This window comes from Mucilaginibacter hurinus (assembly GCF_003324525.1).
GTDB classification, from domain to species: domain Bacteria; phylum Bacteroidota; class Bacteroidia; order Sphingobacteriales; family Sphingobacteriaceae; genus Mucilaginibacter; species Mucilaginibacter hurinus.
The window spans coordinates 642,326-666,962 of record NZ_QGDC01000001.1; the positions used below are offsets into that span (position 1 = coordinate 642,326).

Consider the following 24,637-nt stretch of genomic DNA (forward strand, 5'->3'; position numbering starts at 1 on the left):
CACCATTCCTCAAACATCACAGCGAATACACGGGGCGAAACGGGGCGGGCGTATGCCCGCCCGCCGGACATTTCCGGCGGGTCGGCTATGAGATCAGGCTACCTTTAACGGCTGTGTCCTAAAATCTGCAAGGTTTAAGAAAAAACCTCTGTTGAATAGAATACCCTCACGGAACATTTGCCATAACAAGGAAGCCCCGCAGTTGGCCAATGCTGAATTGATAAACAAATCCTGTTTGCTTAATGCTTCGGCTAAACTGCAACTCGGCGTTTCGTCGGCATCTTCGGAAGCCTCCAATAAATCTTTGTATTCATCGGTCACTAAAGGCAATATCTCGACGGGGCGGTATTGTTCCGAAGCGGGTTGTCTGATCTTTTCGAGGGTGGATAAGATCACCTGTCCGCTCGAACGGCTGTTACCGAAATCAAGCCAGTATTTAACACGGTTGCGACCGCTGTAGTGGTTGGTCAGTTGTTGCAGTATCTCTGCGATCTCATAACGGGCGGCTACGGTATCTACGCAGGAAATGGTAATGATTGCGCTTGCCAAATCCATATTATTCAATGAACTCTTATCATAACGCATAGTTTCGGCTTTCCAGTTCGTCCCAAAAAAACGATTGATGCGGTTGATTAATGCGACCGCTTTGTATTGTCCAAGTTCGGCGGTGGTAAACAACTGCCTGCCGAGGTTGGCGGTATCTACTATATCATTATCAAATACCCTGACAAAGATACCTGCATGACCTAAAGCGGTCAACGCATGGTTCATGCGTGCAAGGGCGGTTAATAACTGCCCACCTGTGCCACCTGCACCGATTAAGTTAATAGTAACAGGATTATAGGGTTGTAACAATTCCTTTTGAACGATATGCACAGCAGTTTTTTTCACTTTTTGCTTTTTCATCGGATGATCTGTTTAAGGGTTAAATGATTATTCAGCAGTTCCGCTTGCGGAAACGGTTCGGCTTTACCTGCGAGGGAACGCCACAAATCGGTCGTATTCGTTTTGGTACTGTTGTTCCCGCTGATGGAATGGCTGAAATTGCTGTTAAAAAAATAGCGTTCCCAAGTGGCCATAAAATCCTCCAAACAGGTGGATCTGCCGATATTGATCTGTACCGTACCCATGCACACCTGACCATTTCCATAAATGTTCAGATAGGGTGCGTGGCAAAGTTTAGTATGCTCATTGGGTTTGCTTTTGCCCTTTAAGCCATAAACATGCAAGGTATCAGCATTGGCTTTCCAAAGCATCGCAGGTATATGGTATTTCCCTGATGGTATATTCAATCCATCAATAAAAAACAAGTTTACTGCCTGTGGCGGGGTGTACCAAACAGCAAAACCGTTAGCTTGCTGATTGACATACAAAACTTTGTTAGGTAATAAACCCTTACTTTTTAAGTAGGTGTCCTGCAATTCTTGTGAGGTCTGCAAAAGGGCATGTAAAGCAGTCATTTCCTTTAAGGTAAAAGGATGCGCATTTATAGGGCGACCATCTTTTCCAATGTCGTAGCTTTCCACATAGATCTGCGTTTCCTGTTCTTTGCGCTGAAACTGGTTAATTTCCTGTTCTTCGTTGTGCCGGTATATCAGCAGGGCTTTAAAAGGTTCAAAGCCACTGTTAAACTGTTCCGTGATATTTTTCATGGTCGTATTGGTCTAATAGATCCCTTAATCTTTCGATCAAGCCAAAAAGCCGTGTTTCAAAATCAAAATCTACTTTTTGCGGGTCGGGTAGCGTATCAAAAAAATGTACGGCGGTGGGTTCATCCTGTACAGGTCTTTCCTGAAAACTACAATTGATCATTTCCATGAGTTCGTCCTGAAAACAATCCCTGTCACTCCAGTAAAAATGGGTGTATTCTTCAACCCTGATACGTTCTTCCTCGTAAGGATATACTAAATCGGGGTGGATACCATCTGAAATTGAGCGGTTCGGGTACTGGCGATAAAGCTGTAAAAACTCGATGGCCAAAAGTTCCCATTCCAGTTCATGTTTATCCCGATGATGGTAGTTCAGCACGATCTCTTCCATGCGGGTTAACCACGCAGGGTTTTTAATGACAGGCATGATGTGACCACCTGCCCTACGCATTTCATAGATCGTATCTTCCTGCTGTTTGCGCCAACCCTTTTCTTCCTCGTCCGTGTTACCCTCGTCCTCCGCTTCGTATATCCATTGTTCCAACGTATCGTATTGGTAATCCAAGAATGTACCGCTTTCCGCATAGAACGGAATTTCTACCACTTGGTGCAGGTAAGCGAAAATGACCGTCACCAGTTCGGTGATGCGTTCCTTTTCGGCAGTTTGCGACCAATTCCAGTACGCCCTCACAGGAATATAAAACAGGCAGTTACTCAAATCAAAAGTTTTGATGACAGAAAGTACCGCTTTTTTCCTTTTGTCCTGTAAAATCTGACAATGAAAATTGGGGTCAATGGCGCTCACCTGTTTGGCGACCACCTCCCACGTATCGTAAATGTTTTGCGGAAATGGCAGGTCTGTTTGCGGAACGGATAATTGAAAATAAGCGCAGAGATTGGCAAGAGAGTAAAAATACTCCCTTGCTATCCTGTCCCTGTTCCCGCTGAATGCCCAAAACGGTTCAAAGCTATGGTTCAAAAAACCATTTCCGTTAGCCCTGCGGGTGCGCTTCGTAAAGGGTTGCGCCTTACCTCGTCCGCATCGCGCAGGCGGTCTAACCTGACCGCCAATTCTCCGAACAACTGCTGTATTTTCCATTGGTCGTTATGGGTGTTGATTTTTATTACTCGGTTCTTTACGTTCTTTTTCATGGCTATCCTTTCGTTCCCATCGTGCTTTCAAATCGGTAAACCGCTTCATCATTGATGATCTCAGGCCCGATCACTTTGGCATTGGTGAGTACAGGGTAGGTGCCTGCAAAAAAGTTTTGTACATCGGTAACTGTAAAATTGTCGTTGGGGTCGGTCAGTCTTACATCCTGTCCGTTCTCCTTGTGCAGGAATACCCTCGGTAAAATCAGTGTTTTCATGGCAATTGCTTAATCTTTAAATTGGTTCGCTAACTTGTCGTAGATCTCTTTGCCTGCTAAGATCTCTTTGCGCCTGCTTTCGATCAGTTCCGCTTTATCGGCGTGATCGGCAGGGTCAGGCAACTGCGCTAATGCTTCGACATATTTCATCTGTTTAGCCAGTTCTTTAGATCTTTCCATCGCTTCGTCGAATAACCTCTTTTTCTGAGCTTTGGCTTCGGTGTCGTCAACCTGCGGACTGAACAAATTTTGTTCGTCGTCCTTGTCATCCTCGGGTTCAGTAGCACCTCCTTTGGCTATTTTATCTTTATCGTTCTTGCCGTTCTTTTTGGCTTTTTCCAGTTCCTTTTGGTAGGTTTCCAAATTGTTAATGATGCCAACGGTTTGTTTAACTGGCTGTGCGAACTGCCCAAAAAATCCCTCGTCCAGTTCGGTAGCTGTTCCTTTGAATAGCATGGGTGGCAGGCTGTTCCCTGCGGTTGCGGTGATATTTCCTTTTTTCAATACTGCTGAAACGGTTATCACCCCTGTTTCATCGTGGTGGATATTTAAGAGCAGGTTTCCATTAATTTGCAATCCTGCTATCTGTTCAAAAAAGTTCGTTTTCATGGTTCTTAATTTTAAAGTGATTTAAATAAAATGTAATTGCCGTTGCGGGTTCGGGCGGTAAAGCCGTTACTTTCAATGATGCCTTTAATCAGGTTCTCGGCCTGCCTTGCTTCTTCGGCATCTACCGCACTCATATTTAAGAGTGCGGTTTGGTCAAAGAATTTGAGGGTCTTGCCCAAAATGCGCAGGGCTTTTATTTCGGTCTTATTCGCTAATATGCTCATGGCTTATAGTTTTAAATGGTTAATGCCTGCGACAGCCAGTAGAAACAAACCTGCCAATCCGCACAGGTTAGCGGCTATCATTAAGATCAGTTCGATGGTCGTGGTCACCACCAAACGGTGGTAACTGCTGAATTGCTGTAATCCTGTAACTCCCCTGCGGTTAAACCTGCGCCTGCCGATAGTGTAGCGGATGAACAGGCATAAGGCAATCAAGATCATTGCGCAGGGGATGGTATAGCTGTGTTGTGTTTTCATGATCAGGTAAATAAAAGTTCTACTGCGGCTTTAAACTTGGGGTCGGTCTGTTTTTCCAGTTGAACGTATAGGTTCAGGGCATGGCGGGTAAACATCGCCAAATACCCATCGAATAACTGGTCAGCGAAAACGTTGGGCGACCTGTACAGATCTTTGGGGTATTTAGCCATAATGGCCTGTACCCTTTCAGCCAGTTCAAACCACATTTCTACATTTAAAAAACCGTTGTCCCATTCCTCGCGGATATGCTCTTTGTCATTTAATACCGTTTCGGTCAACTCGTTCAGATAACCCAAAAATTCGGGGATCTCCTCTCTTAGTAAACTGTGCAAAAGCCTTGCTTTCGCTACGTTATTCATCAGCGTTAAAGGTTGCATGTGTCAATTTTAAGGGTGGATAAAAAAGCAGGGGAATTGCTCCCCTGCATGGGTTATTAATTCAGGGTCAGGGCATCCGCTCCATTTCGGGCGAACTTTCCGCAGAGGTCGAAAGCCACCTGCGCCCTTTGTTTGGCGGTGCCATCCATGATGGATCTGAATTTGGCATCACCATCCTTAAAATTGCGCACGTTTTGGTAGTAGCCTGTGATGGCATTATAGGCCCCGAACAATGTTCCTGCGGTCGTTTCCATCGTTTGGGTGGGGTTACCCATCGCATAGGCTAAGGCATTATCTACGATGTTGATGTAGGTGGTAGATAGCTTATCTACCAAACCCAATTCCAAATTGTTAATTACCTCTTTGTTGGGTGCCAATGCCAATTGTATCAGTTTTTTCACCTGTTTATCGGTGATGCGCACGTTTGTCCAGTGATTGAACAGTTCCTCTAATTCCTGCGCCATTACCTGCGATATGCCCATTAAGGTATGCGCCTGTTTCAGGCGCTCATTAGCTGATGCGGTGTGCCTGATCTTGATGGCGTTGGTATGATTTCGCATGGCGGCATTCAAGGTGTTATTACAAACGATGCGGGTCGGGGTAAATGCTGCGGTTATACTCCCGAAGCCATCATGCGAGGTGGTCAGGAACAAATACTGCTCGATCAGATCCTCTTTGCCGACCTTGATATAATCGGGCAGTTTAGCGGTAATGAATATGCGCTCGCCCTTACCCAATGCGCCTGCGGTCTCATATTTAATGCCGTTACCACCACCTACGATAGCATCAAAGAATTGGAAGGCATCGGCATTTTGTACGACTTCGTAGTCCTTGCCAACCACACCCAATACCGAATTATTATCGGTGCGAACGGTAGCAAAAAAGTTAGGTACATCAATTTTAGGAAATGCGATACTTTCTGCCATTTCATTCAATTCGTTGGGCAGGGAGTTGGTGAACAAGGGACGTTTTTCAACGTTATAGTCTAACCCCGCATAGCTTATCGCCTCGGCACTGGTGGGGTGATCTTCTACGATCTGACCTAACCCGTGCCATGCCTTTTCCTTTACACTGAAAAAACTAACTTTCTCTGTTTGCTCGTTATAAAAAAGATTGTGTGCCATTTTCTTAAATTTTAAAGGTTAATTACTCTGTAGTTGGGATAGCTTAGTTTGCCGATTTGGTCAGCATTTGGATCTGTTCGGTACGAAACCGCAGGCTTGCCATTGGCTCACCGTCACGGCTTACCCACGGTTCGGCGGTCATAAAGCCCGATAGCTGAACCAACATGCCTTTGGTTAAATAAGGTGCGATACCCTCCCCACGCCAGTAGGTGCAATCCACAAAGGCGGTTTCTTCCTTGCGTTCGCCTTTGGATCGGTAGGTGCGGTTAACTGCTACCCTGAAACCTGTTACTTTTTTGTCCTCGCCTGCTGCTCTCACGGTAGCGTCTGCTACCAATCTTCCTGTGATCTCCATGATTTTAATTTTTATGGTTAATTAATTCTGTTATGGCCATTCGGCGGAAAACCTCATTTGGCCTTTGATAGAGGCAGAAAATTTGCGCGGGGGGCTGGCATGCAAGGCTGACATAGAAAAAATACGACCCGTAGCGCAGCGGAGGTGTGGAGATTTTTTCGGTCACGAAGCCTGGCCTTGCTTGCCGAAGAGGTATAAATTTGCCTCAGCAAAGGCTAAATGAACGGGACCTTAAACAGTCTGTAATTGCTATCCCTTAACAGGGTCATTGGTGTACCGAGCGAAGGCCCGCATATACCAGCGGGGAAAAGCAGGCCGCCCTGCCGGCTACCATTGCCGGCCGAGGCGTCCGAAGGATCACAGTCGGCTTTTCCCCGTACCATTTGAGATCACATCAAGTCAGTGGTGAAAACGGCCGGACCTTAAAACCCCAGAAATTGCGGGGTTAAGACGAACGCAGTTTGACCAGGCGCATGCCGTCAACCAGTGAAGACAGAGCCCCGCTTTTTTACGGACATTGGCTACGCCGTTTGCAGCGAAGCGAAAATGGCGTGGCACCCGGTCAATGATCGCAGCGGCATCCTTTGTAAAAGATACAGCGGAGAGCGTGGCCCGAAGGGGACCGTATAACCCTTTTTATGAATCATCAGATTGTGGAAATTTAATTTGACCCGAACCAGCTTTTGTTATTTAAATTAGCCTTTCGCTATTCCTGAGGCCATTTTAGACCGATCGATCTGAACGACATGAACATAGAAGATATTAAAAATCGCGAGGATTATATCAATTATATCCTGCTGCAACTTTATGCAAAGATCCACCCCATTAAATTCGGCGCGTTCTTCCTGGAACTCATGCCAGCCGGAGGAATTGACGGTTTTCGCGATCTGTTAGACGGACTTACCGATAGTGGATTGCTCAACCGCATCTCCCAGCCCGGCCCGCCGGTTGCCGTGTTGCCCGGAAGAAATGAACTTGACCTGCGTTACAGTATCAGTGTTAAGGGTATTCAGCATTTGAAAGATGAAGGTCTGATCGGCACGTCCAAAAAGCAGTCCATTACTTCCGTTCCGGAAGTGACAGAAAAAGAAGTGTTCGTCACTTATAGCTGGGATAGCCGGGAGCATAATGAAAAGGTGATCTCCTTTACCAATTTTCTCCGTGATGAAGGATTCAATGCCGAAATGGATCTGATGCATTCGCAGGCACAGTCTGCCGTGGATTTTATGAAGATGATGCACCAGATCATGACCGATTATAAAAAGGTCATCATCGTATTGTCCAAAGGATACAAACAGAAAGCAGAGGCTTTTCAGGGTGGCGTAGGTAATGAATACAACCTGATCCTGAAGGATATGGATACGCATCCTAATAAATATATCCTGGTATCTTTCGACGGCATCCATGACGAGCTATTTCCGTTGTATTTTAAAGGCCGCCAGGTCATCGACCTGTCTGACAGAACACGATTGAACGATCTTTATGCCAAGTTAAAAGATGAACCGTTGATCACATTTTCTCCTGTCGGCGCTAAAAAGCCGGAGGTCGTACAAAAAGAGATCGCGAAGTTTTCGATAGCAGGGAAGGATCTGGAGCTGCGGGGGCTGATCAGCCATGTTAATAATTCCAGCCAGTTCGCACAGGAATACACGAACATCGAATTCGATCTGTCGCTTGAGTATAACAATCCTACGGACCATGTATTTGGGGATTACAGCATAGAAGTACATTACCCGGTAAATAGTACTGGTTTTGATGTTAACGGCCGTATTGAGGGTGAGTACAAGGTCATCACATATGATAATCCGCCGAAGATCTTTGCCGGGCAAACCAGGACCTATAAAATGGAATCATTGATCGTCAGGGACAGCAATGTGCGAAAAGTGTTAAACTCCGCGCTGAAGATCAAGGTCTTTACCGAAAATGGTACGATCGAAAAAGAGTTTCCGCTGGCCGGCAGTTTGGTCGTTAAAAACAATTATGGGCAGGAGCTTGTCCTGACACCGGAAATGTTCAGAAGCTGACCTGAAAAAACCTGATCTCGCTATTTTTACGAAGCCCGATCAATATATTTGACACCGATGAGAATGATCTGCTTCCTGCTTTCCCTGTTTTTTCTTGCGCTGGACCTGGAGCCGTGCAAAGACTTTATGGGTGCTTCTGATGCGGTCATGACCACATATCTGAAAGAACATCATCAACCGGAACAGTCGCAGGACCAGTGCCCGCCGATGTGCAGTTGTAATTGCTGTAACATGCAGGTCGTGTTCCGCCACCAACCTGAATTTTGCCCTGTCTCAGTCCGCGCAGGCGATACGCTGTTCTATCAAATTCCGGAAAAGCCGGTCAACCGCCCCGGCATGATCTGGCAACCCCCAAAGTTTTCCGCTTAAATCATTCTCACCGATAAGAACCTGATCAATGATCAGGTATCCGGGATCCCTTACGTCATTTTTTTCGAGCTCGTTGTCCATTGTCAAACAGCAAGGCTGATCCGCGCTGTGTTCAGAGGAAGGAAAACCACGCGATATTTCACCTGTTCGCCTATCGCCCAGATCGAAAAAAACGGGAGGGCGGTATATCGGTATGACTGATCGCTACCCCACGGTAAGCGCTCATATAAATCGATAAAAAACCAATGATCTAATTAAGCCATTGCCTAATGCCTTATTATTTTTCTACCTATCTATTCCTTAGAATGCCAGTATTTCCACTGACCGACAAGCAGCGGTCAATGAAGCAAATTCTCGCAGACCCGCTGTTCAGGGCAGCAATATTTATAGCCAGCCCCATTTTCTACCAGAAAATATCCAAGAACAAATTTGATATCGCGCGCTTATCAGCGAAAGAGAAGCTCACGCTATGGAAATACATGAACCGGGCTACCTACCGGCCAACACCGTTCGGCTTGTTCGCTTCCATTAGTTCCTGCTACTGGTCAACCCTGACAGATATAAGGCCCGCTGACGATGGCGGTCTTTGGGCACATATAGCGCCGGACCAGCGATTTACCCGCCTCGCCGGTGAAAAGTTGTTGAACGTGATGCAGAACCAGCTTTTATATGAGGCCAACCCGACGCTCTATCTGTTGCAGCGCAATTACCGGTTTATACGAACAGAGATCAACCAAGAACAAAAGAGGATCTACCGGTTGCAATCCGTCAGGGCATCCTCCGTGATCCGGGACCTGTTCAAGTTCTGCAGGAACGGCAGGGCACAAGCGGTCATTATACAACGGATCATGAATAAAGCCAGGTGTACCGATGCTGTGGCGACCGATTACTTTGCGTTTTTGAGGGACACGCAGTTATTGTTACCCGTACACAGGGCAACGATCAATGGAAAGGATCATTTACAATGGCTGATGCAATTTGAACCCAAAGATGGACAGGCTTCTACTGAGCTGGAGCGGCTGCTGGCGTTGTTCGGAAAGCAGCGGCTACCATTGGCAGGCCAATTAAAAGGAATGAATGGGGAACTTGATTTGTTCCTGAACCAAAAGGATCAAGGCGATCAGAAGACGGGTGTCAATATCACGCTACAACGTGAACTGGCCGCCGCGACCTTAAGCAGCGATTACCAGGAAATGATCAAAGCCGGGCTGTTCGCCTTAAATTGTCTTTGCCCGACCCAGGACATTGACGGCCTCAGGCAGTTTACACAGCAGTTCCAGCGACATTTCGAGGGGCAGCGCATTCCTTTACTGCAAGCGCTTGATCCGGAACGCGGTATCGCCTATCAGGATATGGCATCGAGCTCCCAGAACCCCCTGTTGGAGACATTGAACATCTACCGGCGTAACAGCCATGCAGACCCGGGCGAGTGGCACACCTCGCATGCTTTCCTTCTACAGCGGTGGCTGGCAATGGAAAAAAATGGCGAACAGGTCATTATGCTCGACCAGGAAGACCTGGAGAACCTACAGCCTAATGAAACCACCAGCTCCGGCCCCGGATTTTCGGTTTTGTTCCGGATCGCCGGTGATACGTTATTTCTCGAAAGCGCAGGCGGTGCAAATGGGCCCGCCATGCTCGCACGTTTCACTGTGACCGATCCGCAGATCGCTGCAAGTGCCAAAGAAATGGCCCGTCAGGTGGAGGCCTTGAATCCGAATATTATTTTTGCAGAATTATTGCACCTTTCCGATCCGCATACGGATAATATCAATCGGCGTGAAAAGATATGGGCATACGAAATTCCGCTTACAGCCGCAGCTCAGTCACACCCTGATACACAAACGTTGAGGCTCGATGACCTTTTTATTGAGATCAAGGCACAACGCATCATGCTTTGGTCTAAAACGAACAACAAGTACGTGATCCCGCGGATGACCTCTGCCTATAATCATAGTATCGACCAATTACCTGTTTTCCGGTTTCTGGCGGATCTTTCCTACCAGTACGGCGTGAACCATTTACACTTTGCATTGGCAGATCACTTTCCAGGCCTGATCAGCTACCCGAGGGTCAGCTATGGTCGAACGATCATCAGTTTAGCGACCTGGATCTTTAGCAATACGCAATTACAGGACATTCTACAGGCGGACGATCCGCAGTTGCCGGAATTGTTCGGTCGTTTCGCTACAACTTACCGGCTGCCACCCGTATTCAGTTTGAGCGAAGGGGATCAGCAACTGGTCTTTTTCCGAGATGATCCGGAAGATGTCTGTTTTTTTAGAGCATCCATCCGGTCGAAGGAAACGGTTAAATTAATGGAGTTTTTAATTCCGGGGAACGAGGTCGTATCTCGTGATCCCGACTTCCGGTCTTATCTGAACCAGTTCAATGCCTACCTTATTCCTTCCATCCCGATGGACCTGCCCAGGGCCAGCAACTATCAAGGCCGACCTAATGCCAGAAGGAAATTCATTCCCGGTTCGGAATGGTTATATCTGAAGATCTATCTTCCCCATTTGAGCGCGGACCGGATACTATTGAAGATATGGCCGCTGCTAAAGAAACGTTATGTCCAGGGTAAGATCAGGCAATGGTTCTTTATCCGTTATGAAGACCCTGCACCGCACCTTCGCCTTCGGATCAAACTTGATCCGCTGGAGATCAATGCGGTGCTTGTCGCCTTTCGTTCGCTTTTGGATGATCATATCCAGGAGCAGGTGATCAGGGAATATCAGTTGGATACCTATGACCGCGAGCTTGAGCGGTATTTCGCGGGCGGCATCGAGGCGACCGAGCGTTTCTTTGCCGCGAGCAGTAACTTTGTGATGAGCTACCTGTCTGCGGGCCGGCGGCGGCCGCTCCCCCCGGTTCACTTAACTGCACTGGTCAGCACCCAAAAGCTCCTCGACCATCTGCTGCCGGAGGATCATGAGCGTATCAGCTACCTTAAAAGTTCCTATGAAGGCCTGGCCAGCGAGTTTGAAGGGCAGCAGATGAAATATGAAATGGATCTAAAGTTCCGGAACTTCCGCCAAGCCATCGATGCCATACTCTCCCAGCAACATCCCTTTGGGCCGGGCGTCCTGGAGCGGGCGTTCCGAACCCTTATTCATGCGGGGAAAACCTTGAAGCCTGCGATAGACAAGCATCCGGAAGACCGGGCGGCTTATATTCAAAGCATCCTGCATATGCATTTGAATCGGGTGTTTACGGACCAGCAGCGAAAGCAGGAAATGCTGATCTATTATCTGCTTTATAAATGGCACATCGGCCGGCAGGCAAAGCGCTGAACCGGTATTTTCAGGGATGCCGGTCGGTCTTGATCAGGTTTTTGTCCATCAGTTCCAGGAAATGAGTTTTATAATGATCGCCCATTACCAGCGTTTCCCCATTAGTAAGCCGCAGGCGGGAACGCTCGACCACGGTAACGAAGTCAAGATTGACAATGAATGAGCGGTGGATGCGGATAAATTTAGCCGGAGGAAGGTGTCGTTCGATCTCCTTTAGGGTCAGGTAGGTCATGTGCTTACCCTCCGCCGTAAATATCTGGATATAATTGACAGCCCCTTCAATGTAGATGACCTCATCGAAGCGGATCTTGAGCAAGCGGCCTTTGATCTCACTCTTGATCGTGAAAAAATCGTTCGGCTGGATATCTGACACCTTTTCCTCGGGTTGGCTAAGTCTGCGCTTGACCCGTTGAATACATTTGGCAAAGCGTTCGTAGTTAATGGGCTTTAACAGGAAGTCAAAGGCTTCTTTATCGAATGCTTCCAGGGCGTATTCCGGAAAAGCGGTGGTAAATACGACCGTCGTGTACAGGTTGACCATGCCGGCCAGTTCCAGGCCGGAGAGCTGGCGCATATCCACATCCAAAAATGTGATGGCGGGCGCGTGCTCACCGGTCAGAAGGTCCAAGCACTCCACGGGGTTCAGCGATGTGCCGGTCAGTTCCAATCCTGGTGTCATTTGGACGTAGTCCCGCAGTAATTCGATGGCATCAGGTTCATCGTCAATAATAAAACAGGTAATTTTCATAGGCGTAAGGTTAGTAAACAGGTAAACTCTTCCTCATTTTCAAGGATATCGAAGGTAAAACGGTCAGGGTAATAATTATTCAAACGTTTACGGACATTCGACAGGCCGATACCGCTCTTCGGATGAGGGTTGCTTTTTCTTTTCCTGTTCCAGGTCCGGACGGACAGCGTGCCAGCATCAACGGCCAGGCTGAATACCCCGGGCTGTCCCGGCACACCCAGTTCACCGTGTTTGAGCATATTCTCGACGAGCGTGACCAAAAGCAATGGCAGAATGACCACTGTTCCGGTGTCCCCCTCGCAGACCAGCCTTAAGTGCAGATCGCCGCGGTACCTGAGGCTGGTCAATTCGATAAGATTGTTAAGTTGTGCCACCTCATCACCCAGCGTTACCAGGCGCTGGTCAGCTGAACTTATTAGTGAATACCGCATGATCTCGGATAATAACATCACGCCTTTGCCGGCCCGGTCAGAGACCCTTTGAATTGTGCTGTACAGGAAATTCAGTGTATTAAACAAAAGATGTGGACTGATCTGGTTCTGCAGGTAAGCATTCTCAGCGGTGATATACTTATTCTCCAGTTCCAGTGTTCGGGCCTCATGGCGCAGCTGCTCCTTCTCCATCGCATGATTCTTGTCCCTGAACCTGATCATATATAGCATAGACCAGTAGGCGATACTGAACCCGATCAGGAATATCTCCCTGAAAATATTGGAAAGCCAGATCTGTTTGTTGACGGCCGTGTAGGTGAACTCTATCATCAGCTTTCCTTTGAACAGCCCATCGAGCAGGATCTTGATCCCAAGATAAACGACGATCTCCAAAATGATCAGCAGGATCGCGGTCAGGTAGGGACGCTGCGTTCTGAAAAAAGCATAGTCCAGCAACACGTGGGCATTAAAGTAGAACAGCACAATGTTGGCGGTATAAAAGGTTACGTACTGCAGAACCGGGGCATTCAGGCCAGCAGAAACATCAATGAGTGCTAATTCGTAGGTAATATAGATCGCCCATACCAGGATATGGCGGAAAAGGATCGTTCTTTTAAGTAACATGATCTGTTATTAAAGGAGGCAGAAATACCATTTCTACATAGCACAATTGCCTCCCGGCGTAATAAAGTTTAGTTCAAATTAACACGGTCATAGCTTTGATCAAAACATCAAAAACATCAAAGCCATGAAAAATACAAGATCAAAACTATTGCAAAAAAAGGTGGAGACCATTTGCGACTTCAATCAGGTACGTTCAAATCACCAAGCCCAGCCGACCTTTAACCCGACACCGACAGATCCGACCTCAGTAACGGCCACGATCATCACCACTACGGTTAGTACGCAAAGAATAGGTAAAATGTTAATATAAAGTTAAATAATCTTTCCAAAGATCCTCAGGACGACCACCTAAATCTTTTAAAACACGGACCAAGGCTTAATTGGAAGTAAAAATAAAGGTTTTGCTCAGATCAGAATTAACATATCTGGAAGCCTGCGCCAGGCTGGCTGTTAACTTTAACGAAAGCGATGCATCCGCTACAGCGGTCATTCCGGCTCAGCTCGTTGAGGAAATGGCACAACGCTGCAAGGAATTTAAGGAGCTTATGCTGCGGGAAGTTTTCAGCCCCGCTAAAGATCAGGCGATCCGCCGTTATGTACAATTTCACCAGGCAGGTCTGGTCGTACTGTCGGACGAGCTGTTCGCGGGCTTGCGTCACATCACCGGGCCGGCTGTTCCGGGTAAAAGCGAGTTGTTGCTCAGCATGCTGGAACTGGTCGAAGAGGTGCTCAGTTACCTGGAGAAGCAATTCTACGCGTATTTCGACCCGCGGCATCCCTTATCCAGTTACCATTGCGACGCTGTCAGCCGGGAATTAAGAACAGCAATTGAAGAGCTTGCACCTTTGTTGTCGGAAAGCGGCATCGGTTCGTCATTAAAAGACGTCTTTCTGCATTCTATGGACGATGCGCTGACGCGCGTCCGTATCCATGGTGCTGACCGGGGGCAGGTGGATCACCTGTATGGTCTTAATTACCAGATCAGACAGTATTTATTGCTGCCCACCGTCGATGACCGGTCATTTCAAGACCTGTTATACCGGCACAATTTTAACAGTACGCAGTTCGAGAGCCGGCTTCGCGCGCAGTTCCAAAGTGAACTGGCTGCGGGCAGGCAGCCGGATCTTTTACCAATAGACCGGGAGACCGGTCTCGTGGCCGGAAGGCGGCCTTTGGATATTTTGCTGAAGGAATGGTATGCCATGCAAAACGGTACCGCTTTGGCCAAAGGCAAAGCCAGAACATTAAAAATGCTGCGATTACCGCTGCATTTATCTGTCCCCCAACTCGCGCTTTTTGCCAGGTTGTGTTACCTGGAAGGCTGTTTTCAGATCACTAACATATCGACCATCATGCGTTTCTTTACCGAGCATTTTGAGACGAAAAAACAGCTGGACATTTCACTCAAAAGTTTTGGCAAAGCATTTTACGCGGCAGATCAAAGTTCCGCAGCCGCTGTCCGTGACTATCTGCAACGGATGATCGGCCTGATCGATAAAAACTATTTCCCAAAAACCTGATGCCTATGGATAAATGATACGCTACCTCGCTGTTAACTACATCGGTTTCGGATAACCGGTGGCAGCGCGATCACTTAAATACTATATATATGTTAACTAAGTTTAGCGATCGTCTATACGCGGATCTTAACCGGGACCTTAACGCTTTGGTCCTGGAGGAAGATCAGCTGATCAAAAGGTATGAGCGCTCGATCCATGCCTGTGTCAAATACCTTAAAAAACTCAAGGACCACTGTAAAACGAACGATCCCGGAACGCCCGCAGAGGAGATCTTGTTCTTTAAAACGATCAAACCGAAATTTAAGTCACAGCTTATCTATTACCAATCTTTACTGAACCTGGAGGTAAGAAAACCTATCGGGGATTGTAATGTCATCGCGGACTATCTGCGCAATGAAGGTAAAGTATTACATCACTTTTTTGAAAGCAATCTGTCATTTTATCAATACGTGCGTACCCATGCCACTTATCTTGATGACTATTATTTTGTCCGTGGCAACTATGATGTCTTCCTGGACCCTGACCAATGTGTGGTCGATTTTGACCCCACCTTCAGTACGACCCATGATCACAAGCTCGCCCAGGTCCTGGCAACGGAACTTTTGCAGGAGTATATCGATCATACCATCCAATTGGTAACGCAAAAAGATGGTATAGTACAATTGGATGCTGATTTTAAGGACTTTGACTGGAAGCAGACCAAGGTGGCACTGATCGAACTGATCTATTGCTGGCACGAAACCGAGGCCTTTGGCAAAAAGAACCTGAAAAGTATCGTCAAATTTATTGAAAAGGCTTTCAATATTTCGCTGGGAAACTTTTATGACACCTTCGACTGGCTCTGCGGACGCTCCAGCCCGACCACCTACATCGATGAGATGAAAGAAGCCTTTATGATACGAATACAAAAACGGTTAAAATGAAGTATAGAAAAGCGGCGAAATGCCGCTTTTCCTGCTATTTAAAAAAAAGTTGACATCCGAGTCGGATAGACTCGGAGGGTCCCAGGCAGGATTAAACGGAACTTTGACCTGTCAACGGCAGCAATGGGGTTGCCGGAAAAACCGAATGTTATGTTACAACAAATTTCATGGGCCGCCTACGCAGCTACGATATTTTTTACGGCGGTCATCTATTACGGTTATGTTATGCTGACCTATTACCGTTCAGAGCTCACCGGTACTTTTCGAAGACTAACCGGTAAAGCACCTTTAAAACAACAAACAGGTGGTGATCTTTTATTACCGGAACTTTCCGTTCTGGGAGCCACGAGGCAGGATGGCGTCGATCATATCGCCCATGACGAACTGCTTTTTGAGCCGGAAAATGAAGAAACGGCAGCAGGCAGTACGGTACTACCTATCGGAAACGTCGCGCGGTCAGCGCTTTCAGACACGCTGGCTGAGATGATCGGCGAAACCAAAATGCTTATCCGGGTCATCAATGAATCCGGCGAAAGCCAGGAAAATTTTGAGCTGCTGTTCAGGCTGATCATCCAAAAATACCCTGAACTGACAAACACGCCGTATGAGGACCAGGTCAACCACTTCCTGCTTGGCGAAGGTGCTGAACAATTGCCGTTCACGCTCAGCCTGAGTCAATTGAAAACTTATTGGTCAACTGAAAAAGAACTTCAAAGCGCATGAGAACGAACAGCAAAAAATCAGCCATGTCCGGCCGCAGTTTTGCCGGCAAGGTATCGGCAACCCTCAGCATCATGCTGCTGACGGTCGTAAATGCCGCGCTGGCCCAGGATGGAAATGCCGGGATCACCCAGGCGACCTCACAGGTCAAAAGTTATTTTAATACAGGCACGAACCTGATGTATGCCATCGGGGCCATTATCGGGCTGGTAGGCGCGATCAAGGTTTATAAAAAATGGAACGATGGTGAGCATGATACCGGGAAAGTGGCCTCCAGTTGGTTTGGCAGTTGTATCTTCCTGGTGATCGTTGCGACCGTATTGAAATCATTCTTCGGTGTCTGATAAAAGAATAGCGTAATGGAAACTGTAAAAACTGCTTTGATCCCGGATAAATTGCTGGAAACCCCTTATTCGGGGGAGGTCATCGCGTCACTTGAGGACGCTTTGACCCGAGGTTTAGCACATGTTCTTGTGGAACTGCAACCCTCCGAACGTTCCCTTCGACCGGCGGACCTGGTGTATTATGACGATGAAGATGAGGCGACGGATGACTGGGAGCTGAAGACGACCGGCGGGTATCTGCCTGGTGGTTCAGATCATCCGGTTTATTGCCGCCGTACGGAACGGCTACTGTGCGATGTTCGCCTTGCGAACATGACGATGCCTGAACACCTGATCGCAGGCGTTCTATTCGTTTACCACGCAGAACAGGATGTATTTCTGGAAAAAGGGAAGCCTTTCAATCAGATCCCTATGACCAAGATATGGGAAGATCAGCTTTGGTCGCAATTCTTTTTCGATCACCAAACAAAGAATGTCTACCAGGGCGGCTTCCCGAACGGTGAACCGCCCGCTCATGTCCAACTGGTGATCCTCCCGACCATACCCTATTGCGATAAACTCGGAATAAATATAAAGACCCATCAGGAAAAGCAAGGAGGATCAAAGCAGGCGGCCAAACGGGCCCATCCAATTGGCAAGCCGGAAAAAACTAAATTAAAAAAAGGAAGGAAGGTGCAATAATGGCCATTTACCAGATCAACAAGGGCATCAATAAGCCCATAGAATTTAAAGGACTGAAAGCGCAATATATCGGCTATCTCGCAGCAGGGCTGGTCGCATTGCTTATCCTATTCGCCGTAGCCTACATCGCCGGTTTACCGGTATATGTTTGCCTGCTGGTCATCGGTATCCTCGGCGGCACACTGTTCATGCAGGTATACCGGCTGAGCAATACCTACGGACAGTACGGCCTGATGAAAAAAGGGGCCAAACGCTTCCTGCCCGGTTACCTTAAGTTCAACTCACGTAAAATATTCACACAAAAAGACCGATCATATGCCCGTTTTCAGTAAAGCAGAAAAGATCTTTCCGATCTACAAAATACAGCATAATTGCCTGGTATCGGTACATGGTGATCTCACTGTGGCGTACCGCCTGCACCTTCCGGATATTTTTTCCCTGTCCGAGGAAGAGTATGAGGTCTACCACCAAAGCTGGATCAGGGCCATTAAGGTCATGCCGAAGAACAGTATCGTGCATAAGCAAGATATCTTTATGCGCGATAGCTACCGGGGCGCGGAAGGCGTTTCAAAGAACTTTCTTACGGAGAGCGCCGACAGGCACTTCAAAGGCCGGACGTTCCTGGCACATACCGCCTACCTGATGCTGACCCAGAAAGCGGCCGACCGCAAACCGGCGAGCAGCGCATTTTCCGGTATCATGCGCCGCAGCGTCACTCCCAAACAGACCACCGACGGCCGAATGTTGCCCGACTTTCTGGAAAAGACCGGTCAATTCGAGCGTATCTTGTCTGACAGCGGGCTCATCGGTCTTGAACAGCTTAACGACAATGAGCTATGCGGGACGGCTGAACATCCGGGGCTCCTGGAGCAGTATTGCTTTCTGCAGCATCCCGACAGCCGTCCGATGCTGAAAGATATCCATCTGAAAGATCGTATCCAGATCGGCGACCAATACGGGCAATTATTTACGTTAAGTGATTGCGAGGAACTGCCCGGGCTTTGCGGCAGCCGCCTGACCTATGAAAAATACAGCACGGATAAAACGAAGTTCCCGATCGGGTTCGCTTCCCAGCTTAACCTTTTATTGCCCTGTGACCATATATATAACCAATTCATTTTTATCGGCGATACCGGCAAAACGCTGAAGCAACTGGAAGCCAAAAAACTGCGGCTGCAATCCCTTTCCGCATACAGCCGCGAGAATGCCATTGGTCGTGACGCGACCAATGACTTCCTGAACGAAGCCATCAGCCAGCAACGTCTTCCGGTCAAAGCTCATTTCAATGTGTTCGCCTGGACCCGCGATCAAAATGAATTGCAGGACATCAAGAACCAGGTCGGTTCAGCAATGGCACAGATCGGTGCATCCGGCAAATTAGAGTCCGACGGTGCCGCACAGATATGGTGGGCAGGTATTCCGGGGAACAGTGCCGACTTTCCGGAGAACGATACTTTTGACACTTTTCTGGAACAAAGTACCTGCTTTCTCAACCTGGAATCCAATTACCGGAGTGACCCGCCTGCGACCGGTATCCGTTTCTGTGACCGGCTGACCGGCAGGCCGGTTTTTGTGGATCTCTTTGACGCGCCGCGTAAGAAGGGCATCACTTCCAATATGGGCATGTTGGTCTGTGGCACCAGTGGTGGTGGAAAAAGCATGACGGTCAATCATATCTTGCGTACGCTGTATGACCAGGGGGCACATTGTGTGACCGTTGATATCGGCGGCAGTTATAAAGGTCTGTGCGAACTGGTGGGCGGTTATTATTTCACCTATGATGAAAAGACGCCTATCAGTTTCAATCCCTTTTACCTGCCGAAAGGCCAACTTCTGGATACCGAAAAGAAGGAGAGCCTAAAGGCCCTGCTGATCACGCTCTGGAAACAGGAGAACGAAAGTTTTATCCGCAGCGAATATGTGGCGCTCTCCAACGCGCTTCAAGGCTATTATGATCACTTAAAACAACGTCCGGAAGCATTCGCCTGCTTTGATACTTTCTTCGAGTTCCTGGAAAACGAGTACGTACGAACGCTCAAGGCGCAGAAAGTCAAGGACAAGGACTTTGACATCGACAATTTCCTATATGTATTGCGCCCATATTATCAGGGAGGCGAGTTCGACTACCTGCTGAATGCCAGAGAGAACCTCGACCTATTGGAACAGCGCTTTGTGGTCATCGAGCTGGATTCGATCAAAGACCACCCTATCCTGTTTCCCGTCGTTACGCTCATCATCATGGAAATGTTCCTCTCTAAAATGCGCAAGCTGCAGGGTGTGAGAAAAGTATTAACGATCGACGAAGCCTGGAAGGCCATCGCCAACTCCGGCATGGCTGGCTTTATCCAGTACGCGTTCAAGACCATGCGGAAATTTAACGGTGTACCGAACGTGGTGACGCAGGAACTGGACGACCTGATCAGCTCGCCGATCATCAAAGATGCCATCATTAACAACGCGGACATCAAGATCCTGATGGATATGCGCAAGTTCATGAATAAGTTCGATAAACTGCAGGATACGCTGGGCATGTCCGATAAAGGCAAGACCCAGGTATTGTCGGTGAACAAGGACAACCGGGAGATCTATATAGACCTTGGAGGACAAGTGATGAAGGTCTATAAAAATGAACTGGCTCCGGAAGAATATTATGCCTACACCACGGAAGGCCGGGAACGCGTCAGGGTCCAGGAATACGCTGCCAGGTATGGCAGTATGGAAAAAGGCATTAGCGCGATCGTGCAGGAATTAAAAAATAAACCATAAAAACGTTATGAAAAACCTCAAAAATTTAATGCTGATCACGATCAGCCTCATCGCCATTTCCGCTTGCAAAATGAATTCAGACCCTGCGATCGAAGGGACCTATGTGACGGCTTTTGAGAACGAGTATTCCAGAGCCAATGATACGTTGATCGTCTCGGTTTACAATAAAGATGGTGATTCCTACAAGATCGAACGCCGCAGTGGTTTTAACCGGATCCGCGAAGGCAGGATCTTGCCGAGGGAGATTAAACAGGAAGAGTGGATGGCAACATTCTCACCCGAAACCCAGGTTTTAACGATCGCTAATCTGGGCAGGAGCGTGTACATGAATGCTGCCAAAGGGGAAGCGGTCATGGGCAATACAGTTTTTAAACGTGTTCGTTGAAACAGCGGATCATTCATCCGCAGAAAGGAATTGTTATGAAAGCGATATTAAAATATTTCCGGGTATTCCTGTTACTCTTCATCCTGAGTCAGCTACCCCAGCCCGCCAGTGCGCAGTTCATCATTGGGGACATCATTAAACTGACCGTCACCAAGGTGATCAAAGCGATCGATCTTAAAGTGCAAAGGTTGCAAAACAAAACGATCTGGCTGCAGAACGCGCAGAAGGTGATCGAGAATGAACTATCAAAACTGAAGCTTACCGAAATATCCAACTGGTCATCGGATCAGAAAAAACTATTCAGCACGTACTACGATGAATTATGGAAGATCAAAGCGACCATCAGTTATTACCAGCGGGTGAAAGACGTAGCGGTCAGGCAGGTCGCACTGGTGAATGATTACCGCAGGGCCTGGAACCTGTTTCGCCAGGATCGCCATTTCGATCCCGGAGAGCTTGACCAGATGGCGAGGGTCTATGCAGGTATCCTTAACGCAAGCGCCAGGAACCTCGATGATGTGATGACCGCTGTCAGTGCCGGCAAAACGCAAATGACCGATCAGCAACGTTTAGTGCTGATCAACCAGGCGGCGGACCGCCTCGATGAGAACTTCAGTGACCTCAAACGATATAATCAGGAAAACCGGATGCTGAGTTTACAAAGAAGCCGTGACCTGAATGATACCAAATTGACCAAACTGCTATATGGCGTTCAATAAACCATTACACTTTTTGATGGTGCTGGGATCTTTGACCATAGCCCAGGCTGCGGACGCGCAAACTTTCGCCGAGTGGTTCAGGCAAAAAAGCACACAGAAAAAATACCTGTTGCAGCAGATCGCGGCCTTGCAGGTGTATTCCGGTCACCTGCGAAAAGGCTATACGGTCGCGAAGGGCGGGTTGGGTTCGATCACGAATGAGTTGCTCAGCGAAAATAGTTCGCATGTAACCTATTATAATAAGTTGCGCAGGGTCGATCCGGTGGTGGCCAGGAATGGACAGGTCAGGGAGATCTTGAGCTGGCAGGAGGATATCATCCGGCTTTTTGCGGGGCTATCGCAACTGCCGGCGATGAAAGCGGCCGAACGGAACTATATGCTCGCGGTACAGCGGTCCGTTTTCCGGGATTGTGAGGCCCTGATCAACACCCTGCAGGAGGTGGTCACGGATAACAAAGTACAGATGAGTGATGCGGACCGGTTGAAGCTTATCAATGAACTACACCGTGACATGGAGGAGAGCCTCAGGTTCACGGCGACCTTTACCGGGCAAGCTAAAAACTTTGCGCGGTCGAGGCAACAAGAAAGTAAAGATAACCGAAGTATCAAACAAGCTTATGGCTTAGCTCAATAAAGGAGGATCAAATGAAAAGGACGATCATGTTGACCGCACTCGGAATTGCCCTGGCATTAGGGACAAAGACCGCGCAGGCACAAGGACAGGCATTACAGCAATTACTATTGAACATTGAAAAGCTGACACAGCTTAAAAGTATTTTGTCCGATATGAGAACGGGCTACCAGATCTATCAGCAAGGTTATGGCATGGTATCGAACCTGTCAAAGGGGAACTTCAGCCTGCATCAAACCTTTTATAACGGCTTGCTCCAGGTCAGCCCGGCGGTCCGGAATTATGGCCGTATCGCCGAGATCGCCCGTTTGCAGGCCAGGCTGATCAGTGAATATAAGAGCAAGCAGGCTTTGTTCCTGCGTAGCGGCACCTTCTCTGCAGGTGAACTGAGCTACCTGAGTAAGGTTTATGGGCATCTGGTCACGAAGACCCTGAGCGACGCGGAAGAATTAGCGAATATCCTGCTATCCGGAAAGCTCCGTATGTCGGATGCTGAACGGATCAGCGCGATCGACCGCATCTATTCGGGCAGTTCGGACCGGCTGCAGTTCCTGCGGTATTTTAATGATCAGGGGATGGCCCTATCGCTGCAACGGAGTAAGGAGTCCGCTGATGCGCGGACCATTGGCAAGCTGTACGGGCTTCAATAAAAATCAAAAAATCATGAAAAAGTTTATGATCACCACTGCACTGGCGGTGGTAATGGGAATGTTTTTGCCCTTATTTTCATATGGTGCAGGTCTTGCCGGCGATATTCGCGGCCTGCAAACGACGCTTGACAGCGTGTATAACGAGATGCTGACCCTTTGCGGTCAACTTGTCGGTATCGGCCAGGGCATCGCCGGCTTCGGCGCGTTGTGGTACATCGCTGCCCGGGTCTACCGGCAGATCGCTAATGCAGAGCCGCTGGATTTTTACCCGCTGATGCGCCCTTTCGGCCTGGGCCTGGCGATCCTGTTCTTTCCGGCAGTGATCGGCCTGATCAATGGGGTGATGCAGCCAACGGTCAGCGCTACCGGCGGCATGGTACAGAACTCAGATGCCGCCATAGCCAAATTGCTCCGGGCAAAAGAAGCGGCGGTGCAGAAAACAGAGGCCTGGCAGATGTATAACGGGGAGGACGGCAATGGAGATCGTGCTAAATGGTACAAGTACACCCACCCTGACGATCAAAATGCATCCGGCGAAGGGATATTTGAAAGTATCGGTAATGACATGAAATTCGCGATGGCCAAGGCTTCCTACAATTTCAGGAATACCGTCAAGCAGTGGATGTCCGAGATATTGCAGGTCTGTTATGAAGCAGCGGCCTTATGTATCAATACCATCCGTACCTTCTACCTGATCGTACTTGCCATACTCGGACCGATCGTTCTGGGCCTTTCCGTCTATGATGGGTTCCAGCATGTCCTGACCTCCTGGCTGGCCAAATACATCAATGTGTTCCTGTGGCTTCCGGTGGCCAATATCTTCGGGGCGATCATCGGCAAAGTCCAGGAGAACATGCTCAAACTTGATATATCCCAGGTGCAGGGCAATGGCGACACCTTCTTCAGCTCAACGGACACCGCCTACCTGATCTTCCTGCTGATCGGTATCATCGGCTATTTCACGGTTCCCAGTGTTGCGAATTACATCGTCAGTGCGGGTGGCGGTCATGGTCTTTTACAGAAGGTCAATACAATGGTCATCAATTCCAGCCAGGTCGTATCACAAGGAACGACCATGACCGGCGAACGGATGGCGCAGGGCGCTGTCAACCTGAGCCGCGCCCCCTCAGACTTTATGAGCGGGTATAACGGTGAAAGCACCAGTAAAGATAATTACCAGGCACAGCGCCTGTCCAAATAAGGATCTATTCATTTAAAACCATGTATTATGTTCAGTCATCTTAAAAATATCGACACCGCCTTTAAGCATATCCGGCAGTTCAGTTTATTCCTGATCATCGGCAATGTGCTGACCATGTGTTTTTGCATTTACAAGACCAGCCAGGCGGTAAACAACGCGCAAAATAAGGTACACATTCTGTACAACGGCAAACTATTGGATGCCGTCGCATCGGACCGGAAAACCAATCTTCCGGTAGAATTGCGTGATCATATCCGCACGTTCCACCAGTATTTCTTTAACCTCAGCCCGGATGATAAGGCGATCCAGGCCAATGTCAGCAGATCGTTGTACCTGGCGGACGAGTCAGCCAAGCGTCAATATGATAACCTGCGGGAGGCGGGCTACTTCAACAACCTGATCTCCGCGAATATCTCACAGGAACTGCAGGTGGACAGCACCACGCTGAGCGGTGATCAATGGCCCTACCGTTTTACCTTATACGGCACGGAAAAACTCGTCCGCTCCAGCGGCACCGTTTACCGAAAACTGGTGACTCAGGGCGAGGTCAGGGATCTGGGCGAGCGCTCCGACAATAATCCGCACGGTTTCCTGATACAGCATTGGGAGATCCTGGCCAACCGTGATACCACTTTAAGTCATTAG

General features: G+C 48.3%; 29 protein-coding genes. 16 read left to right on the forward strand and 13 right to left on the reverse strand.

Annotation, left to right across the window (positions count from 1 at the left end):
- Window positions 1-93 precede the first annotated feature (93 nt).
- From DJ568_RS02865 to DJ568_RS02910, 11 genes are read right to left on the reverse strand one after another with little or no spacing between them, the layout of a single operon-like run.
- Window positions 94-906 carry a PRTRC system ThiF family protein gene (locus DJ568_RS02865; protein WP_114003709.1) on the reverse strand — a complete coding sequence of 271 codons (813 nt, stop codon included), beginning with the start codon at window positions 904-906 and terminating at the stop codon, window positions 94-96.
- Entirely contained in the window at window positions 903-1,652 is a 750-nt protein-coding gene (locus tag DJ568_RS02870; protein ID WP_114003710.1) for a PRTRC system protein B, read from the reverse strand. Before DJ568_RS02870 ends, DJ568_RS02865 begins: the two co-directional genes overlap by 4 nt.
- Window positions 1,627-2,628: a hypothetical protein gene (locus tag DJ568_RS02875; protein WP_114003711.1), complete on the reverse strand. Its 1,002-nt coding sequence runs from the start codon at window positions 2,626-2,628 to the stop codon at window positions 1,627-1,629. Before DJ568_RS02875 ends, DJ568_RS02870 begins: the two co-directional genes overlap by 26 nt.
- Window positions 2,625-2,801, reverse strand: coding sequence for a hypothetical protein (locus tag DJ568_RS17150; RefSeq protein ID WP_158534856.1), 177 nt, complete (start codon window positions 2,799-2,801; stop codon window positions 2,625-2,627). Before DJ568_RS17150 ends, DJ568_RS02875 begins: the two co-directional genes overlap by 4 nt.
- A 2-nt stretch (window positions 2,802-2,803) precedes the next feature.
- The gene (locus DJ568_RS02880) at window positions 2,804-3,019 is read right to left on the reverse strand and encodes a PRTRC system protein C (protein WP_114003712.1); all 216 of its coding nucleotides are present in this window, start codon (window positions 3,017-3,019) and stop codon (window positions 2,804-2,806) included.
- A 9-nt stretch (window positions 3,020-3,028) separates the two neighbouring features.
- Window positions 3,029-3,628 (reverse strand): PRTRC system protein E, encoded by a 600-nt coding sequence (locus tag DJ568_RS02885; protein WP_114003713.1) that lies wholly within the window; start codon window positions 3,626-3,628, stop codon window positions 3,029-3,031.
- Window positions 3,629-3,639: 11 nt separating this feature from the next.
- A complete protein-coding gene (locus DJ568_RS02890) occupies window positions 3,640-3,852 on the reverse strand; it encodes a hypothetical protein (RefSeq protein WP_114003714.1) in 213 nt (70 codons plus the stop codon).
- 3 nt (window positions 3,853-3,855) lie between these two features.
- Complete coding sequence (locus DJ568_RS02895) at window positions 3,856-4,107, reverse strand: hypothetical protein (RefSeq protein WP_114003715.1); 252 nt, start codon at window positions 4,105-4,107, stop codon at window positions 3,856-3,858.
- Between the two features lie 2 nt (window positions 4,108-4,109).
- Complete coding sequence (locus DJ568_RS02900; RefSeq protein WP_114003716.1) at window positions 4,110-4,484, reverse strand: hypothetical protein; 375 nt, start codon at window positions 4,482-4,484, stop codon at window positions 4,110-4,112.
- Window positions 4,485-4,540: 56 nt separating this feature from the next.
- Window positions 4,541-5,608, reverse strand: a complete 1,068-nt coding sequence (locus tag DJ568_RS02905; protein WP_114003717.1) for a DUF932 domain-containing protein — start codon at window positions 5,606-5,608, stop codon at window positions 4,541-4,543.
- Window positions 5,609-5,651: 43 nt separating this feature from the next.
- Entirely contained in the window at window positions 5,652-5,963 is a 312-nt protein-coding gene (locus DJ568_RS02910) for a single-stranded DNA-binding protein (protein WP_114003718.1), read from the reverse strand.
- 854 nt (window positions 5,964-6,817) lie between these two features.
- Between DJ568_RS02910 and DJ568_RS02915 the strand changes: the two genes are divergently transcribed.
- The 3 genes from DJ568_RS02915 to DJ568_RS02920 all read left to right on the forward strand — a co-directional run bounded on the left by DJ568_RS02915 (window position 6,818) and on the right by DJ568_RS02920 (window position 11,649).
- The gene (locus tag DJ568_RS02915; protein WP_158534857.1) at window positions 6,818-7,987 is read left to right on the forward strand and encodes an SEFIR domain-containing protein; all 1,170 of its coding nucleotides are present in this window, start codon (window positions 6,818-6,820) and stop codon (window positions 7,985-7,987) included.
- Window positions 7,988-8,044: 57 nt separating this feature from the next.
- Window positions 8,045-8,356 (forward strand): DUF6660 family protein, encoded by a 312-nt coding sequence (locus DJ568_RS17080; RefSeq protein ID WP_147238701.1) that lies wholly within the window; start codon window positions 8,045-8,047, stop codon window positions 8,354-8,356.
- 341 nt (window positions 8,357-8,697) lie between these two features.
- The gene (locus DJ568_RS02920) at window positions 8,698-11,649 is read left to right on the forward strand and encodes a lantibiotic dehydratase (protein WP_158534858.1); all 2,952 of its coding nucleotides are present in this window, start codon (window positions 8,698-8,700) and stop codon (window positions 11,647-11,649) included.
- A 10-nt stretch (window positions 11,650-11,659) separates the two neighbouring features.
- On the opposite strand, the gene DJ568_RS02925 is transcribed toward DJ568_RS02920, so the two are convergent.
- Together DJ568_RS02925 and DJ568_RS02930 are read right to left on the reverse strand one after the other, a co-directional pair.
- Window positions 11,660-12,397: a LytR/AlgR family response regulator transcription factor gene (locus tag DJ568_RS02925; protein ID WP_114003721.1), complete on the reverse strand. Its 738-nt coding sequence runs from the start codon at window positions 12,395-12,397 to the stop codon at window positions 11,660-11,662.
- Window positions 12,394-13,452: a sensor histidine kinase gene (locus tag DJ568_RS02930; RefSeq protein ID WP_114003722.1), complete on the reverse strand. Its 1,059-nt coding sequence runs from the start codon at window positions 13,450-13,452 to the stop codon at window positions 12,394-12,396. Before DJ568_RS02930 ends, DJ568_RS02925 begins: the two co-directional genes overlap by 4 nt.
- Window positions 13,453-13,832: 380 nt before the next feature.
- Between DJ568_RS02930 and DJ568_RS02935 the strand changes: the two genes are divergently transcribed.
- The 13 genes from DJ568_RS02935 (at window position 13,833) to traK (ending at window position 24,637) form a co-directional block, all read left to right on the forward strand.
- Window positions 13,833-14,972 (forward strand): hypothetical protein, encoded by a 1,140-nt coding sequence (locus tag DJ568_RS02935; RefSeq protein ID WP_114003723.1) that lies wholly within the window; start codon window positions 13,833-13,835, stop codon window positions 14,970-14,972.
- An 89-nt stretch (window positions 14,973-15,061) separates the two neighbouring features.
- Window positions 15,062-15,895, forward strand: coding sequence for an RteC domain-containing protein (locus tag DJ568_RS02940; RefSeq protein ID WP_114003724.1), 834 nt, complete (start codon window positions 15,062-15,064; stop codon window positions 15,893-15,895).
- 150 nt (window positions 15,896-16,045) lie between these two features.
- Entirely contained in the window at window positions 16,046-16,618 is a 573-nt protein-coding gene (locus DJ568_RS02945; RefSeq protein ID WP_147238702.1) for a hypothetical protein, read from the forward strand.
- 71 nt (window positions 16,619-16,689) lie between these two features.
- Window positions 16,690-16,959, forward strand: a complete 270-nt coding sequence (locus DJ568_RS02950; RefSeq protein WP_233496617.1) for a DUF4134 domain-containing protein — start codon at window positions 16,690-16,692, stop codon at window positions 16,957-16,959.
- Window positions 16,960-16,974: 15 nt separating this feature from the next.
- The gene (locus DJ568_RS02955; protein WP_114003727.1) at window positions 16,975-17,640 is read left to right on the forward strand and encodes a hypothetical protein; all 666 of its coding nucleotides are present in this window, start codon (window positions 16,975-16,977) and stop codon (window positions 17,638-17,640) included.
- Window positions 17,640-17,972, forward strand: a complete 333-nt coding sequence (locus DJ568_RS02960) for a DUF4133 domain-containing protein (RefSeq protein ID WP_114003728.1) — start codon at window positions 17,640-17,642, stop codon at window positions 17,970-17,972. The genes DJ568_RS02955 and DJ568_RS02960 overlap by 1 nt, the downstream gene beginning before the upstream one ends.
- On the forward strand, window positions 17,956-20,406 hold the full coding sequence (locus DJ568_RS02965) for a TraG family conjugative transposon ATPase (RefSeq protein WP_114003729.1): 2,451 nt from the start codon (window positions 17,956-17,958) through the stop codon (window positions 20,404-20,406). The genes DJ568_RS02960 and DJ568_RS02965 overlap by 17 nt, the downstream gene beginning before the upstream one ends.
- A gap of 7 nt (window positions 20,407-20,413) precedes the next feature.
- Window positions 20,414-20,791, forward strand: coding sequence for a hypothetical protein (locus tag DJ568_RS02970; RefSeq protein WP_114003730.1), 378 nt, complete (start codon window positions 20,414-20,416; stop codon window positions 20,789-20,791).
- A gap of 35 nt (window positions 20,792-20,826) precedes the next feature.
- Window positions 20,827-21,510 carry a conjugal transfer protein TraI gene (locus tag DJ568_RS02975; RefSeq protein ID WP_114003813.1) on the forward strand — a complete coding sequence of 228 codons (684 nt, stop codon included), beginning with the start codon at window positions 20,827-20,829 and terminating at the stop codon, window positions 21,508-21,510.
- Entirely contained in the window at window positions 21,497-22,144 is a 648-nt protein-coding gene (locus DJ568_RS02980) for a hypothetical protein (RefSeq protein ID WP_114003731.1), read from the forward strand. The genes DJ568_RS02975 and DJ568_RS02980 overlap by 14 nt, the downstream gene beginning before the upstream one ends.
- An 11-nt stretch (window positions 22,145-22,155) precedes the next feature.
- Complete coding sequence (locus DJ568_RS02985) at window positions 22,156-22,791, forward strand: TerB family tellurite resistance protein (RefSeq protein ID WP_114003732.1); 636 nt, start codon at window positions 22,156-22,158, stop codon at window positions 22,789-22,791.
- Between the two features lie 13 nt (window positions 22,792-22,804).
- Window positions 22,805-23,992: a conjugative transposon protein TraJ gene (traJ, locus tag DJ568_RS02990; protein ID WP_114003733.1), complete on the forward strand. Its 1,188-nt coding sequence runs from the start codon at window positions 22,805-22,807 to the stop codon at window positions 23,990-23,992.
- A gap of 27 nt (window positions 23,993-24,019) precedes the next feature.
- Window positions 24,020-24,637, forward strand: a complete 618-nt coding sequence (gene traK, locus DJ568_RS02995; RefSeq protein ID WP_114003734.1) for a conjugative transposon protein TraK — start codon at window positions 24,020-24,022, stop codon at window positions 24,635-24,637.